13 protein-coding genes are annotated in these 14,311 nt (G+C 71.4%); 6 read left to right on the forward strand and 7 right to left on the reverse strand.

Translation table 11 applies throughout. From position 1 onward, the window contains the following. Window positions 1-24: 24 nt before the first annotated feature. Window positions 25-1,485 (reverse strand): aldehyde dehydrogenase family protein, encoded by a 1,461-nt coding sequence (locus ACFV5H_RS33105; RefSeq protein ID WP_385198526.1) that lies wholly within the window; start codon window positions 1,483-1,485, stop codon window positions 25-27. A 127-nt stretch (window positions 1,486-1,612) separates the two neighbouring features. Continuing rightward, complete coding sequence (locus tag ACFV5H_RS33110; RefSeq protein WP_385054369.1) at window positions 1,613-2,437, reverse strand: helix-turn-helix domain-containing protein; 825 nt, start codon at window positions 2,435-2,437, stop codon at window positions 1,613-1,615. A gap of 398 nt (window positions 2,438-2,835) precedes the next feature. Between ACFV5H_RS33110 and ACFV5H_RS33115 the strand changes: the two genes are divergently transcribed. Continuing rightward, the gene (locus ACFV5H_RS33115; RefSeq protein ID WP_385198528.1) at window positions 2,836-3,333 is read left to right on the forward strand and encodes an ATP-binding protein; all 498 of its coding nucleotides are present in this window, start codon (window positions 2,836-2,838) and stop codon (window positions 3,331-3,333) included. Between the two features lie 129 nt (window positions 3,334-3,462). Here the strand turns inward: ACFV5H_RS33115 and ACFV5H_RS33120 are convergent, their stop codons facing one another. After that, on the reverse strand, window positions 3,463-3,747 hold the full coding sequence (locus tag ACFV5H_RS33120; protein WP_385054293.1) for a DUF397 domain-containing protein: 285 nt from the start codon (window positions 3,745-3,747) through the stop codon (window positions 3,463-3,465). 385 nt (window positions 3,748-4,132) lie between these two features. Here ACFV5H_RS33120 and ACFV5H_RS33125 point away from each other — a divergent pair, with 385 nt between their 5' ends. The 3 genes from ACFV5H_RS33125 (at window position 4,133) to ACFV5H_RS33135 (ending at window position 6,734) form a co-directional block, all read left to right on the forward strand. Then, window positions 4,133-4,690: a hypothetical protein gene (locus ACFV5H_RS33125; protein WP_385198529.1), complete on the forward strand. Its 558-nt coding sequence runs from the start codon at window positions 4,133-4,135 to the stop codon at window positions 4,688-4,690. 65 nt (window positions 4,691-4,755) lie between these two features. Further along, entirely contained in the window at window positions 4,756-6,021 is a 1,266-nt protein-coding gene (locus ACFV5H_RS33130; protein WP_385198531.1) for an IS701 family transposase, read from the forward strand. Between the two features lie 194 nt (window positions 6,022-6,215). Continuing rightward, window positions 6,216-6,734, forward strand: coding sequence for a DUF4232 domain-containing protein (locus tag ACFV5H_RS33135; protein ID WP_385054298.1), 519 nt, complete (start codon window positions 6,216-6,218; stop codon window positions 6,732-6,734). A 156-nt stretch (window positions 6,735-6,890) separates the two neighbouring features. Here ACFV5H_RS33135 and ACFV5H_RS33140 read toward each other — a convergent pair whose 3' ends face one another. After that, window positions 6,891-8,006 carry a DUF2786 domain-containing protein gene (locus ACFV5H_RS33140; protein WP_385198532.1) on the reverse strand — a complete coding sequence of 372 codons (1,116 nt, stop codon included), beginning with the start codon at window positions 8,004-8,006 and terminating at the stop codon, window positions 6,891-6,893. An 86-nt stretch (window positions 8,007-8,092) separates the two neighbouring features. Here ACFV5H_RS33140 and ACFV5H_RS33145 point away from each other — a divergent pair, with 86 nt between their 5' ends. Together ACFV5H_RS33145 and ACFV5H_RS33150 are read left to right on the forward strand one after the other, a co-directional pair. Next, the gene (locus tag ACFV5H_RS33145; RefSeq protein ID WP_385054303.1) at window positions 8,093-8,842 is read left to right on the forward strand and encodes a Clp protease N-terminal domain-containing protein; all 750 of its coding nucleotides are present in this window, start codon (window positions 8,093-8,095) and stop codon (window positions 8,840-8,842) included. 38 nt (window positions 8,843-8,880) lie between these two features. Then, a complete protein-coding gene (locus ACFV5H_RS33150; protein WP_385198534.1) occupies window positions 8,881-10,572 on the forward strand; it encodes a bifunctional 3'-5' exonuclease/DNA polymerase in 1,692 nt (563 codons plus the stop codon). Window positions 10,573-10,613: 41 nt separating this feature from the next. Here ACFV5H_RS33150 and ACFV5H_RS33155 read toward each other — a convergent pair whose 3' ends face one another. The 3 genes from ACFV5H_RS33155 to ACFV5H_RS33165 all read right to left on the reverse strand — a co-directional run bounded on the left by ACFV5H_RS33155 (window position 10,614) and on the right by ACFV5H_RS33165 (window position 14,249). After that, window positions 10,614-11,507 (reverse strand): glycosyltransferase family 2 protein, encoded by an 894-nt coding sequence (locus ACFV5H_RS33155; protein WP_385054308.1) that lies wholly within the window; start codon window positions 11,505-11,507, stop codon window positions 10,614-10,616. A gap of 92 nt (window positions 11,508-11,599) precedes the next feature. Then, entirely contained in the window at window positions 11,600-12,844 is a 1,245-nt protein-coding gene (locus ACFV5H_RS33160; protein WP_385198536.1) for an RICIN domain-containing protein, read from the reverse strand. 1,006 nt (window positions 12,845-13,850) lie between these two features. Continuing rightward, the gene (locus tag ACFV5H_RS33165) at window positions 13,851-14,249 is read right to left on the reverse strand and encodes a tetratricopeptide repeat protein (RefSeq protein WP_385198550.1); all 399 of its coding nucleotides are present in this window, start codon (window positions 14,247-14,249) and stop codon (window positions 13,851-13,853) included. Window positions 14,250-14,311 lie beyond the last annotated feature (62 nt).

Raw genomic sequence — 14,311 nt, forward strand, 5'->3', positions numbered from 1 at the left:
CTGCCCTGCCCGCTCGGAGCCCGCTCAGAACGGGAAGCCGCTCCGGCCGTGCTGCACCGAGATCCACTTCACCGTGGTGAAGGCGTCCAGCATGGTGTCGCCGTTGAGGCGGCCGATGCCCGAGTGCTTCTCGCCGCCGAAGGGGACGATCGGCTCGTCGTGCACGGTGCCGTCGTTCACGTGGAACATGCCGGTGTCGATCTGCTTGGCGAAGTTCACGCCGCGCTCGATGTCACCGGTGTGCACGGCGCCGCTCAGGCCGTACGGGGTGTCGTTGACGATGCGCACGGCCTCCTCCTCGCCGTCGAACGGGACGAGGAAGGCGACGGGCCCGAAGACCTCCTGCCGCAGCAGGGGCGAGTCCGCGGGCAGGCCGGTGAGGACGGACGGCTCGACCAGGTTGTCGGTGCGGTCGCCGTGCACCAGGGCGGTGGCGCCCTCGACGAGCGCCTGCTCGACCACGCCGGACAGGGCGTCCGCCTGGCGGGAGTTGATCACCGGGCCGATGACCGTCTCCGGGTCGCGCGGGTCGCCGGCCTTGAGGGACCTGACCTTGGCGACGAACTTCTCGGTGAACTCGTCGGCGACCGACCGGTCGACCAGGACGCGGTTGGCGGCCATGCAGACCTGGCCCTGGTGGACGAACCGGCTGAAGACGGCCGCGTCCACCGCGTAGTCGAGGTCGGCGTCGTCGAGGACCACCAGCGCGCTGTTGCCGCCGAGTTCGAGGACCGAGCGCTTGAAGAGGGAGGCGCAGACGGTGGCCACGTGGCGGCCGACCGCGTCCGAGCCGGTGAAGGAGATGACCTTCGGTACCGGGTGCTCCAGGAAGGCGTCGCCGATCTCCGCGATGTCGGTGATGACGACGTTGAGCAGACCGCCGGGCAGGCCCGCGTCCTCGAAGATCTTCGCCACCAGGGAGCCGCCGACGACCGGCGTGTTCTGGTGCGGCTTGAGCACCACGCCGTTGCCGAGCGCGAGCGCGGGGGCGACCGACTTGAGGGAGAGCAGGAAGGGGAAGTTGAAGGGGCTGATCACGCCCACGACACCCACGGGCACGCGGTAGACGCGGTTCTCCTTGCCGTCCACCGGCGAGGGGATGATCCGGCCCTCGGGGCGCAGCGCCAGGTGGACCGCCTCGCGCAGGAACTCCTTGGCGAGGTGCAGCTCGAAGGCGGCCTTCAGGCGGGTGCCGCCGAGCTCGGCGACGATCGCCTCGGCGATCTCCTCCTCGCGCTCCTCGACCAGCCTGAGCGCCTTCTCGAACACCGCGCGGCGGGTGTACGGATTGGTCGCCGCCCACTGCTTCTGCGCGCGGGCGGCCGCCCTGTACGCCTGATCGACCTCGTCGACCGTGGCTATCGTGATCGACGCGAGCTTCTCGTCGTCGTACGGGTTGAAGTCGATGATGTCCCAGGAGCCGGTGCCCGGGCGCCACTCACCGTCGATGTACTGCTGAGCCAGGTCGGTGAAGTACGACGACATGTGATCCCTCAATCCCTTGCTGCGTCGTTGCATCAGTGGGGCACCGATCGACCGCACGGCCTGATCGAACGTCATCGTACTTGTGTTTCATGTGAGTTGAGGGTCGCCTCGGGAGTCGAGGACTGCCTCAGGACATGTGCAGCAGCCCCCGCAGAAGGTCCCGGCTCTCCGCCGGACCCGGGCCGTCGTGCTGGAGCTCCTTGAGCGCCTTCTCGTACTGGGCCACGTCCTCGGCCTTGTCGAGATACAGCGCGCTGGTGAGCTGCTCCAGGTACACGACGTCCGACAGGTCGGACTCGGGGAAGCTGAGGACGGTGAACGCGCCCGACTCGCCGGAGTGCCCGCCGAGGCTGAACGGCATGACCTGCAAACGGATGTTGGGCCGCTCGGAGACGTCGATGAGGTGCTGGAGCTGGCCGCGCATCACCGCGCGGTCGCCGTACGGCCGGCGCAGGGCGGCCTCGTCGAGGACGACGTGGAACTCGGGGGCGTTCTCCGAGACCAGGTACTTCTGCCGCTCCAGGCGCAGCGTCACCCGCCGCTCGACGTCCTCCTCGCTCGCCCCCTTCATACCGCGGCGCACCACCGCGCGGGCGTACTCCTCGGTCTGCAGCAGGCCGTGCACGAACTGCACCTCGTACGCCCGGATCAGTGAGGCGGCGCCCTCCAGGCCCACGTACGTGGGGAACCAGCTCGGCAGCACGTCCGAGTAACTGTGCCACCAGCCCGCCACATTGGCCTCCTTGGCGAGGGAGACCAGCGACAGGCGCTCCTGCTCGTCCGTGATGCCGTACAGCGTCAGCAGATCCTCGACATCCCTGGTCTTGAAGCTCACCCGGCCCAACTCCATCCGGCTGATCTTCGATTCGGAGGCGCGGATCGAGTAGCCCGCCGCCTCGCGCGTGATCCCCCGCGCCTCACGCAGTCGCCGCAGTTGTGATCCGAGCAGCATGCGCCGCACCACCGATCCCGGCTCTCCCGCGCTCACGTTCGCCAGCCTCCCCAACGTCTTCAGGGCCCGCAGTCTGCCACTAAAACACTTCGAGCAGTACTCGTCCGGTTACGGAAACGGAATCCGGCCGAGGATACCGGTCGGGAAGGAGCACGGAACGGGCACGGAAGGAGAAGGAAGGAGCAACGAGGAGACAAGGGAACAGCCGGAAGACGACAGGAAGATGACGGAAAAATTGGCCAACAAACCAGTACGGCAGGGCTGATTTCGGTCAGCTGCACGTGCATCTGCCCTTGCATCTGCTGTACGCATCCGAAACCATGGTCTCCGCACCACCGCAGCCTCGCTACGACCGCGAATTCCCGGGAGTGCCTCGCATGGGGACGAATGGATCGACCATGCTCGAGCCGTTACGGCAGGGCCTTCCGCCGCTGAACCTCGCGGCCGCGTCCGACGCCTCCTCCTGCGCCCTCCCCGCCCGCTACGAAGCGGTCCGTGAGGCCCGGCAGTTCACCCGCAAGACGCTCGACCAGTGGGACCTGGGCGACCGTTTCGACGACGTGTGCCTGGTCGTCTCCGAGCTGGTCACCAACGCCCTGCGGCACGGCCTGCCGGCCGACACCCCGCGACCGGCGGCGCCGGACCTGCCGGTACGGCTGCATCTGATGCGGTGGACCGAGCGGCTGGTGTGCGCGGTGCGCGACCCCAGCGACGACAGCCCCGTCGCCCGCGAGTCGGACGACTTCTCCGCCGAGTCGGGCCGGGGGCTGTTCCTGGTCGAGTCCTTCAGCGACGGCTGGGGCTGGCACCCGATGGCCGGCGCGCTCGGCGGCAAGGTGGTCTGGGCCCTGTTCCGGCTGCCGCGCCCCGCCGACCGCTCCTGTCCCGGCACCTGACGGGCCGCGGCGCTTCCGGGCGCCGCGGTTCTACGCGCGTTGGCGCCTCCTGGGCCACTCCGGTCCGTCGGTCCGCTCCGGTCCCTTTCCGGAGCGGACCGGGATACGCCGTCCGTCCCGGCAGGACGGTCAGCCGGCGACCAGGTGGTCGAATTCGCCGTCCTTCACGCCCAGCAGCATGGCCTCGATCTCCGCGCGGGTGTAGACGAGCGCGGGGCCGTCGGGGAAGCGGGAGTTGCGCACGGCCACCTCTCCGCCGGGCAGCCGGGCGAACTCCACGCAGGAACCCTGCGAGTTGCTGTGCCGGCTCTTCTGCCAGGCCACGCCGTCCAGCCCGGCGGCCGCCATGCCGTTGTACACGCCGGGCGCGTCGGCACCGTCGTACACGTCACCGTCGTACACGTCGTGGTCCACAGGTCGCTCCCCGCTGGTGCACTGGCTGGTGTGGCCATTGATGCAGTGGTCAACTGACCGGGATCATAGCTTTGTTCATGTGCTGATGCATGAGCAGATGCACGTGCACGCGGGGTGTCCCCGCGACTACAGCCTTGACGGTCGTGCCGTGCCCGCTTTGACGGACGCTTTACCGGCCCCGCTTCCTAAGAGACGCACACGGGGGCCTTTCTGTTCCACCGTGTTTCCTTGTGTGCTCTCCGCGTTCCCCGCACGCCGGTCCACCCGTCCGTCGTGGACATGCTGTGCGAGGTGTGTCACGGAGGCTGGTGGGGTGCCGGGCGGGTCCTGTTAGCTGGCGGCGGTCGTCCGGCCGACGGGGCCGGCCACAGCCAGGGGGTTCGCAGTGACTTCGGAGGCTTCGGTGACGTACTCGTCCGCATCGCCGTCATCGCGCGGGCCGCACTCCCGGCGCGCACGGGTCGCGGTCGCGGCCGTGGGGCTGGCCGGCGCGCTCGCGCTGACCGCGTGCGGCGGGAACGGCTCCGACGGCTCGGACGACTCCGCGACCGGCCCCGCCCCGTCCGCCACGGCGACCGCGGACTCCGGTGGCGGCACCGGGGGCTCCGGCACGAGCGCGGCCCCGGCGAGCGAGCTGGAGGGAAGCTGGCTCACCACGGCCGACGGCAAGGCGGTGGTCCTGATGGTCCACGGCGAGGAGGCCGCCCTCTTCGCCACGGGCGGCACCGTGTGCAGCGGTACCGCGCGGGAGCAGGCCGGGACCCGTTCGATCCGCCTGAAGTGCGGCGAGGGCACCGAGGACCGGGCGAACGGCACGGTCGGCTCCGTCGGTGAGGACTCCCTGAAGGTCACCTGGGAGGGCGCCCTCGGCACCGAGACGTACACCAGGGCCGAGGGCGACTCCCTGCCGACGGGGCTGCCCACGGAAGGGCTGGGCTTCTAGTAGGGCTTGGTCATCTTCACTCGTGGGTGGCGTGTCCGTTGGCCGGTGGGTGTCGTTGGGGTGGTGTGACACCTGAGGAGTTGGCCGGGGTCCGGGAGGACCTGGAGGCGTTCGCGGCGGAGTTGTTCGACGGGTTCTTCCGGGCGGATCAGCGGCGGTGGGGGCAGGCGTATGTGCGCGGGCTGCTGCTGGACGGCAGGCGCAAGTCGGTGGAACCGATGGCGGCCCGTCTGGGTGAGGACGGCAACCGGCAGGCGCTGGCGCACTTCATCACCTCCAGTCCGTGGGATGCGGCGCATGTGCGGGCCCGGCTGGCCTGGCGGATGCATGAGGCGATCGGCCCGGAGGCGCTGATCGTGGACGACACCGGTTTCCTCAAGGACGGGGACGCCTCGGCGTGTGTGTCGCGGCAGTACACCGGCACCGCGGGCAAGGTCACCAACTGCCAGGTGGGTGTCTCGGTGCACCTGGCTACCGACCGTGCCTCCGCGGCCGTCAACTGGCGGCTGTTCCTGCCCGCCTCCTGGGATCCGATCTCGCCCGAGGCCGAGGCCGACAAGGTCGCCCGCCGCACCCGCTGCGGGATTCCCGACCACGTGGGGCACGTGGAGAAGTGGCAGCTGGCCCTGGACATGATCGACGAAACCCTCTCGTGGGGCATCGATGTCCCGCTGGTGGTCGCGGACGCCGGCTATGGCGATGCCGCCGCCTTCCGCCTCGGCCTGGAGGAACGAGATCTGCCCTACGCGGTCGGGATCTCGGGCCGGCACACCGCGCATCCGGCCGATGCCCGGCCCGTGAAGCCGGCTTATGCGGGTACCGGACGGCCACCGAAAGTGCAGTATCCCGAGCCCGCGCAGACCGTGAAGGACCTGGTCGTCGCGGCCGGGAAGGCGGCCGCACGGCCGGTGTCCTGGCGGGAAGGATCCCGGCCGGGCAAGGGCCGAAGCGGCTTCAAGCGCATGCACTCGCGCTTCGTCGCCCTCAGGGTCCGCCCGGCCGGACGCGGCATCCGCAAGGCCACCGGCGGTCCGGAGCTGCCCGAGCGGTGGCTGCTGGCCGAGTGGCCGACCACCGAGCCGGAACCGGTGCAGTTCTGGCTGTCGAACCTGCCCTCCGGGATGCCCCTGGCGACTTTGGTGCGGCTGGCCAAACTCCGCTGGCGCATCGAACACGACTACCGCGAGATGAAACAGGCCCTGGGCCTGGCCCACTTCGAGGGCCGCACCTGGACCGGCTGGCACCACCACGTCACCCTCGTCTCCGCCGCCCACGCCTTTTGCACCCTGCAACGACTGACGCGAGACCCAAAAGACCCGGCGCTGGTCTGAGCCTCTACCAAGTCGTCCGGGAACTGCAGACACTCCTCGCCACCTGGACCGGCGCCTGCCCCACCTGCCACCGCGACATACCCACACCGATACAAACCTGACCAAGCCCTACTAGGGCCGGTCCGCGGGGCGGATCGGTGGCGGGTGCGTGATGATGACCGGTGGGCACCTCCACGAACCCCAGAGGATCACTCATGCGCACCACGCCGCTCGCCGTCCCCGCCGCCCTCGCCGCGCTCCTCCTGCTGACCGCCTGCGGCGGCACGGGCGGGGACGGGGGCGGCGACGGGAAGCAGGAGAGCACCACCTGCTCGGTCGACACGGTGAGCATGGAGGTCGGGCCCGCGAGCATCGCGCCGGCCGCCGGGGACACCGGCGAGGTTCCCGTCGGCTTCACCAACCAGAGCGCCACCTGCACCCTGGACGGTTTCCCCGAGGTGCGGCTGGCCGGTGCCGGTGATTCCACCACCGTCGAGGTGCCGCCGGCCGAGGGCGCCAAGGCCCAGAAACTGACCCTGGCCAAGGGCGAGTCCGCGTCGTTCACCCTCACCTACGAACGCGGCACGCCCGGCGACGGCGCCTTCGAGGCGGAGAGCCTGCGGGTCGACCTCTCCGGCACCCGGACCTTCCGCTGGACCTACGGCCCGGTCGCGTCCGACGGCCGGACCGGCCACAGGATCTCCGTGAGCGCCTACCAGCAGGCGGGGGACTGAGCGCTCCGCCGGAAGTACGGCGATGCGCCGTCGGTCGTCCGCGGCACCGTCGCGGCCGGCCGCGCCCACGCGGCGGTGGTCGCACGTCGGTACGGTCCCGCGCCCCTTCGTGGGCGCCGCCGAACCACGGCGGACCCCGCCGGACCCGCTCGGCGCTCAGGGAAGGTGCGGGCGGGCCCTGACCTGGGCGTCGTCCGCCGCGCGGGCGCCCTCCTCCCAGCCCGCCGCGTCGCTCACCCCGCGCAGCCGGGTGGTCGTCGTCTCCGGGAACAGGCGGTCCGTCCGCTCGGTGACCGCCACCGCGCGGGAGGCGAGCACCGGGAGCAGGTCGTCGCTCACCTGGGTCTCGGCGACGGCCGCGAGACGTGTCCCCACGCGGTGCGCGTAGGCGGCGAGGAAGGACTGCCGGAAGGTCTTGGTCCGCTTGCGTCCGCCCGCGCGCTGTGCGGCCTCCGCCCTGGTCATCGCGGTGGTGGCCTGTACGAGCAGTGAGGTGTAGAGGAGTTCCACGGCCTCCAGGTCGGAGGCGAAGCCGACCACGGTGGAGAAGCCGAGCGGTTCGTTCCACACGGCCCGGCAGTGGTTCGCGCCGGCGACCGCGTCCAGCAGCACCGCCTTGGCCTGCTCGTACGGCGGCTCCACCCCGATCCGGCAGGCACCCGGCGTCGCGGCCGAGGGCTCCCGCGCGGCGAGCAGCGCCTCGTCGACGCTGTGCCGTGCCATCAGCTCCTGCGCCTTGGCGCTGAGCGCCTCCGCCTCGTCCGGGAACCCCGTCGCCTCCGCCTTGGCCAGCAGCGCGCGGATGCGGCCGAGCACGCGGGACTCCGGCCGCCGGTCCGCCGGGTCCGGCGCGGACGTCTCGTCGAGGGGTTCGAGGGCGGGCAGGCGCAGCAGCAGGCGGTACAGCTCCAGGACGGCCACGGCGTACGAGAAGCGGTCGCCGCGCGGGGCGTCGTCCGCTCCGAGCCCGTCCAGCTGGGCCTTCCAGCGGGGCCCGCGCGGCCGGTCGTCGCGCGGTGCCTGCGTGCGGATCAGTGCGGAGACGAGCCGTACGTGGACGTCGTCCAGCTCGCGCCGGACGATCCGTACGACGTCGGCGGGCTGCCAGCCGCGCCGCCAGGCGGTCGCCACGAACTCCTCGCCGCGCCGGGCGAGTTCGGTGTCGACCGCCGGATCGGCGGCGAGCAGGGACGCGCCGGTGTCGAGGGCGGTGTCGCCGGTGTCGTAGAGGGCGGCCCGGAAGGCCCGGTCGACGGTGCTGGACGTACTCACGGGCCGATCGTGCCATGTCCCGGGGATTCACCCGGAAGTGTCAACTTCGGGTTGACACCCTCTGACTGTCAACCTACGGTTGACACATGACGACGAACCCCGCCATCAAGTCATCCGTGCGTCTCGACGACCTCATCGCGGCCATCAAGAAGGTCCACGAGGAGCCCCTGGAACAGCTCCAGGACGCGGTGCTCGCCGGAGAGCACCTCGGCGACGTGGCCGACCACCTGATCGGCCACTTCGTGGACCAGGCCCGGCGTTCGGGCGCCTCCTGGACGGACATCGGCAAGAGCATGGGCGTCACCCGGCAGGCGGCCCAGAAGCGCTTCGTGCCGAAGGAGGGCAACGACCTCGACCCCAGCCAGGGCTTCAACCGCTACACGCCCCGCGCCCGCAACACGGTCATGGCCGCGCACAACGAGGCCCAGGCCGCGCACAACGCGGAGGGTCTGCCCGAGCACCTGGTCCTCGGTCTGCTGGCCGAGCCGCAGGGCCTGGCGGTCAAGGCGATCACCGAGCAGGGCGTCACCGTGGACGCGGTCCGCGAGGCCGCCCGCGCGGCGCTCCCGCCGGCCGTCGAGGACGCCCCCGAGCTGGTGCCGTACGGCCCGGCGGCCAAGAAGGTCCTGGAACTCACCTTCCGCGAGGCCCTCCGCCTCGGCCACAACTACATCGGCACCGAGCACATCCTGCTCGCCCTGCTGGAGCACGAGAACGGCGAGGGCCTCCTCAGCGGCCTCGGCGTCACCAAGGCCGCCACCGAGCGGTACGTCGCCGAGATGCTGGCGCAGTACGTGGAGACCCGGACGGAGGACGAGACCGGTCAGGAAGGCTGACCGGGGGCGTTGTCAGTGCCCCCTGCCACACTCGCAGCATGGCCGACCGGTGGGCACTCGCTCCGGCCGAGGACGGTGGCGTGGACGTCGCCCCCCTCGGCCCGGACGGGCTGCCCGCCGGTCCGGTGCTGCGGGAGGCGGACCCCGCCGAGGCCGTACGGAGCCGTCCCGGTGTCACGCGGTGGGTGTGGCGGTCCACCGCCGAGGTCTACCCGCGCCTGCTCGCCACGGGGGTGCGAGTGGAGCGGGCCCACGACATCGAGGCCGCCGAGACACTCCTGCTCGGCCACGAGGGGCGGTACGGGGAACCCCGTTCGGCCGTGGCGGCGCTGGCCCGGCTGCGCGGCGGCCCCGTACCGCCCGACCCGCCGCAGCGCCATGCCGAGCCGGGCGCCCAGTCCTCCCTCTTCGAACCCCAGGGCGTCCGGCTGCCGCTGACGGACCTCCTCGCGGTCTACGCCGAGCAGCAGCGGCGGACCGGCCGGGCCGCGCACCCGGACCGGATGCGGCTGCTGACGGCCGCCGAGTCGGCGGGGACGCTGGTGGCCGCCGAGATGAACCGCACGGGACTGCCCTGGCGGGCGGACGTACACCGCGCGGTGCTGCACGACCTGCTCGGCGAGCGGTACGCGGGCGGCGGCGAGCCACGCCGGCTCGCCGAGCTGGCCGACGAGGTGTCCGCCGCCTTCGGCCGCCGGGTCCGGCCCGACCTGCCTGCCGATGTGGTGAAGGCCTTCGCGCAGGCCGGCGTCAAGGTCACCTCGACCCGCCGCTGGGAGATCGAGTCCGTCGACCACCCGGCCGTCAAACCGCTGATCGAGTACAAGAAGCTGTACCGGATCCGGGTCGCCCACGGCTGGTCCTGGCTCCAGGACTGGGTGCGCGACGGCCGCTTCCGGCCCGAGTTCCTCGCGGGCGGGACGGTGACCGGCCGCTGGGTCACCAACGGCGGGGGCGCCCTGCAGATCCCCAAGGTGATCCGCCGCGCGGCCGTCGCCGACCCCGGCTGGCGGCTCGTCGTCGCCGACGCCGACCAGATGGAGCCGCGCGTGCTGGCGGCGATCTCCCGCGACCCCGGACTGATGGAGGTGGCCGGCCGGGAGAGCGACCTGTACCAGTCGGTGTCCGACCGCGCCTTCTCCGGCGACCGCGCCCAGGCCAAGCTCGCCGTCCTCGGCGCGGTCTACGGCCAGACCTCCGGCGACGGCCTGAAGAACCTCGCCGCGCTCCGCCGCCGCTTCCCCAGGGCGGTGGCCTACGTCGACGAGGCCGCCCGCGCGGGCGAGGAGGGCCGGCTCGTACGGACCTGGCTGGGCCGCACCTGCCCGCCGGCCGTCCGCACGACGGACGACGCGGTGGAGGAGGCCGGCATCCCGGTCGCGGAGGAGGCCGCCACCGATGAGAGCCGCCCCTGGACGCCGGGCTACGCCTCGACCAACGCCCGCGCCCGTGGCCGCTTCGCCCGCAACTTCGTCGTCCAGGGCAGCGCCGCCGACTGGGCCCTGCTGCTGCTCGCCGCGCTCCGGCAGACCCTGAGCGGCATGGCGGCCGAGCTGGTCTTCTTCCAGCACGACGAGGTGATCGTGCACTGTCCCGAGGAGGAGGCGGAGACGGTGGTGGCGGCGATCCGGGGGGCCGCGGACCTGGCCGGCCGGCTGACCTTCGGACAGACACCGGTGCGCTTCCCGTTCACGACGGCGGTGGTGGAGTGCTACGCGGACGCCAAATGACCGGATCGCCGGCCGGCCCCCTCGTCGTACCGCCCGTCGGGTCAGACGACCGGTGGCCGTCCGAGCCGGGTGAGCCGCCACACCGTCCGCCAGCTCATGGCCCGCCGCTCCCCGGCCGGCTCCCGCAGCCCTTCCACGAACCCGCCGAACCAGGCCCGCAGCCCACTGGCCGACCGGTTCCGCACCAGGGTGAGCAGCATCCACACGCCGAGATGGACGGGAACGAGCGGGAACGGCAGCCGCCGCCGGGCCAGCCACACCCGGTTGCGGGCGTTCACCCGGTAGTAGATGGCGTGCCGGGCGGGGGAGGTCTTCGGGTGCTGGAGCAGCAGTTCGGGCGCGTAGAGGATCCGCCACCCGGCGTCCACGGCCCGCCAGGCGAGGTCGGTCTCCTCGTGCGCGAAGAAGAACGCGGCGGGCCAGTCGCCGATCCCGTCCAGCATCGCCATCCGCAGCGCGTGCCCGCCGCCGAGGAACCCGGTGACGTACCCGCCGCGCATCGGATCCGACTTCCCGACCCGTGGCACATGCCGCTGCTGGGTCTCCCCCAGCTCGTCGGCGATCCGGAAGCCGACGATCCCGAGCCGCTCGTCGGCGGCGTACAACTCCCCCACGCGGCGCAGCACATCGGCGTCGACGAGCAGCCCGTCGTCGTCCAGCTCGACGACGACGTCCACGTCCCCGAACTCCCGCAGCCGCGCGATCGCCGCGTTCCGCCCGCCGGGGCAGCCGAGGTTCTCCTCCAGCTCCACGGTGGTGACCTCGCCGGGGAGCGACAGCCGCCGGGCGAACTCGGGCAGCGGGCAGCCGTTGCCCACGATGACGATCCGCGCGGGCGGGAGGTCCTGCTTCGCCACGGACTCCAGCAACGCGTCCACCTCGGCGGGCCGGTTCCCCATGGTCACCACGGCGACGGCGATCCTCGGCGTCCCCACGTCCTCACCTCACCATCCCGGCCGACGACTGCGTTCGCGATGCTAGCCGTTCATGCCGTGGCCTCCCGCGGTAGGCCGGGCGGTGATGTCGTTCAGGAGGGCTTGACCACGGAGACGACGGACCAGCGCTGCTCGCCCGTCCCCGAGCCGCACCGCGCCACCTGGAGCCTGGCGTCGTTCCCGGCGGAACTGCCGCCGACCACGCTCATGCACAGGTTGCTCGCGGCGTTGCGGATCCAGTAACCCCCCGACCGCGGGTCCAGCCACCAGAGCTGGTTGTCCGCGGCCGGCCTGCAGTGGTACTCGGTGACCTTGGTCCCGGCCGCGACACTGCCGTAGTGGGGCAGGTCCATGCACAACCCGTCCTTGCGGTTCCTGATGACGAAGAGGCTCGCTCCGCCGGGCCCGCCGTTCGAGTCGGCCACCTCCAGGTCCCAGAGCTGGTTGTCCTTGGTGGTGGGCCGGCAGTTGTACTGGCTCACCGGGCCGTCGACCGAGCCCTTCTCGAAGTAGGGCAGGTCGGCGCACTTGCCGGTCGCGACGTTCTTCAGTTGCGCGTTGACGCGGGTGGAGAGGGCGTTGGCCAGTTGCCGGGGAGTGATCGCGGGGGAATTCTTCGCCTTCGGCGTCTCCTTCCCGTCGGTCGCCTTCTGGGTGGCGGGCCGGGGCGCGGCCTTCACCTCGGCCGAACGGGACGGCGAAGGCTCGGACTCGGACTCGGACTTGGGCTCGGCCCCGGCCGGGGAGCCGGACGCGGACGCGGCTCCGCTCGGCGACGCCGAGGACGACGGGGACGCGGCCTGGTAGTCGGCGGCCGGGATGTCGTCGGACGTACCGGGGTCAAGCGTCGTCCCTCCGACGGGAGCCGTCTCGACCGTACGGTCCTCTTCACGGGTCAGGCCGAGCACCAGGAGAGGTACGCAGATCAGCACCGCCCCCACGATGGCGGCCGCGGCCACCATGGGCCCGCGCAGCCGCCCCGGCACCGCCGCGTCCGCATCCGCGTCCGCATCCGCGTCCGCTTTCGCGCCGTCGCCGTTCCCGGCCGCGACCACACCGACCGCGGCCTCGGCTTCCGCTCCGTCGGGTTCTGCCGCCTGCCGCTGTTGTTGCTGTTCCCGCTCTTGCTCTTGCTTCTGCTCTTCCTTCTGCTCCTGCTGCCGTCCCTCCTCGGCGGCGGCCGGCTCCGCGGCGGAGCCGGAGGCAGGAACGGGCTCAGGACCGCGCGGTCTCAGATCCGCGCCGGGGTCGTTACCCGGCGCGGGCACGGAAACCGCACGGCGGACGGCCACGGCCGGTGTCGCCCCGCCGGCCGGAGGTTCGTGCTGACGTGGCATAAACGCTGCTCCTCACTCACTACGACCCACCCGGCCCGTCGATCACGGGCATGCTCCAAGGGCTCGAAACTCACGCAACCCACTCTGAAGCACGCTTGGTTGCGTCCAAACCTCGACCGGGTGAACGTAGGACGACACACACGGCGAGCACGCCGTACTCACGGGTCAGGCTTCGGGCCGCGGCGCCGGCAGCCGTACCAGCGCGACCAGCCCGCCCGGCAGGAGACCTCCTGCGACGATCACGTAGAGAACCGGCACGACGGCTCGGCGTGGCACCACTCCGGGCGGCATCGGATCAAGGCGGCCACAGCCACCAGCAGGAAACAAAGAACCGCAGGTCATAACCATGACCTGCGGTTCGAGATGGAGCCGCCTTCGGGATTCGAACCCGAGACCTACGCATTACGAGCTCGCCAGAGCTTTACCCCAGGATTCACTCCCTGTCCTTGATTTTGCCGTCTGTGCAGGTCATCGAGCATGAGGGTATCCAGGGCACGCCGGTCGTTCACGAGGTTTCACCGTCCTTCCGGCCCCATCCTGGCCCCAGGATGGGGCCGGAAGCGGGCGGACCCAGAGTCGGCCGGACGGCCCTCCAGCTCAGCGCCGGGAGGCGAAAGCGCCTCCAGCGCACAGCCCTTGCGACGCAAAGAAGCCCTACCCCGCTGGGAGTAGGGCCTCTGGCCGTCTGCGCAGCCGCACTTTCCGGGCCGCTGAGGACAGGCTAGCGGCTTGGACGCTCCTTCGCCCCGCAATACGAGCACAGCGGATTCTCTTGAGGAAGGTTGTGGCGGAGCACGGCTCTCTGAGAAACGGTGCAGCTCAACAGCTACGCAATCGACCGTAGTGTGCGCGACAGGTGTGGCGCTATCACTGATGCGGGTGATGCCGCGGAGCGCCGAGCTGTTTGCGCGCGACGACGGGGAACTTCATGGGCTGCGGTCCGTCCTGCCCAAGGGGCCTCCGCCAAGACGACCTCCTTCCAGCCCATCGACAACACCGGGCTGTACTACAAGAGAACGGGGCTCTCTGCGTCGTCCCCGCGTTCGGTCCTACTCCGCCACCGTGCGAGCTCGTGGCGGGTGGCGAGAGTGTCGGGGTGGTCCAGGCCGAGGACCCTCTGCCGATCGGCCAGTACCTCGGCAAGGGCGGTGGCGGCGCCGGCCGCGTCCCCCGCCTCCCCCCGCCAAAGCGCGAGCTCGTGACGGGTGTCGAGGGTATCGAGGTGGTCAGGGCCGAGTACTCGCTCCTGGTCAGCCAGCAGCCCGGCAAGGGTGGTAATCGCGCCAGCCGGATCTCCTGCCTTCCCTCGCCAACGCGCGAGGCTGTGGCGGGTGACGAGAGTGCGGAGGTGGTCAGGGCCCAGTACCCGTTCCTGGTCAGCCAGCAGCCCGGCAAGGGTGGTAATCGCGCCAGCCGGATCTCCTGCCTTCCCTCGCCAACGCGCGAGGCTGTGGCGGGTGACGAGAG

The sequence above is a fragment of the Streptomyces sp. NPDC059787 genome (assembly GCF_042732315.1).
GTDB classification, from domain to species: Bacteria; Actinomycetota; Actinomycetes; order Streptomycetales; family Streptomycetaceae; genus Streptomyces; species Streptomyces atrovirens.

Bases quoted from the DNA above. Each gene is read 5' to 3' on its own strand.
- ACFV5H_RS33105 (WP_385198526.1), bottom strand. From the start codon at position 1,485: ATGTCGTCGTACTTCACCGACCTGGCTCAGCAGTACATCGACGGTGAG.
- ACFV5H_RS33110 (WP_385054369.1), bottom strand. From the start codon at position 2,437: ATGCTGCTCGGATCACAACTGCGGCGACTGCGTGAGGCGCGGGGGATC.
- ACFV5H_RS33115 (WP_385198528.1), top strand. From the start codon at position 2,836: ATGCTCGAGCCGTTACGGCAGGGCCTTCCGCCGCTGAACCTCGCGGCC.
- ACFV5H_RS33135 (WP_385054298.1), top strand. From the start codon at position 6,216: ATGCGCACCACGCCGCTCGCCGTCCCCGCCGCCCTCGCCGCGCTCCTC.
- ACFV5H_RS33145 (WP_385054303.1), top strand. From the start codon at position 8,093: ATGACGACGAACCCCGCCATCAAGTCATCCGTGCGTCTCGACGACCTC.
- ACFV5H_RS33150 (WP_385198534.1), top strand. From the start codon at position 8,881: ATGGCCGACCGGTGGGCACTCGCTCCGGCCGAGGACGGTGGCGTGGAC.
- ACFV5H_RS33160 (WP_385198536.1), bottom strand. From the start codon at position 12,844: ATGCCACGTCAGCACGAACCTCCGGCCGGCGGGGCGACACCGGCCGTG.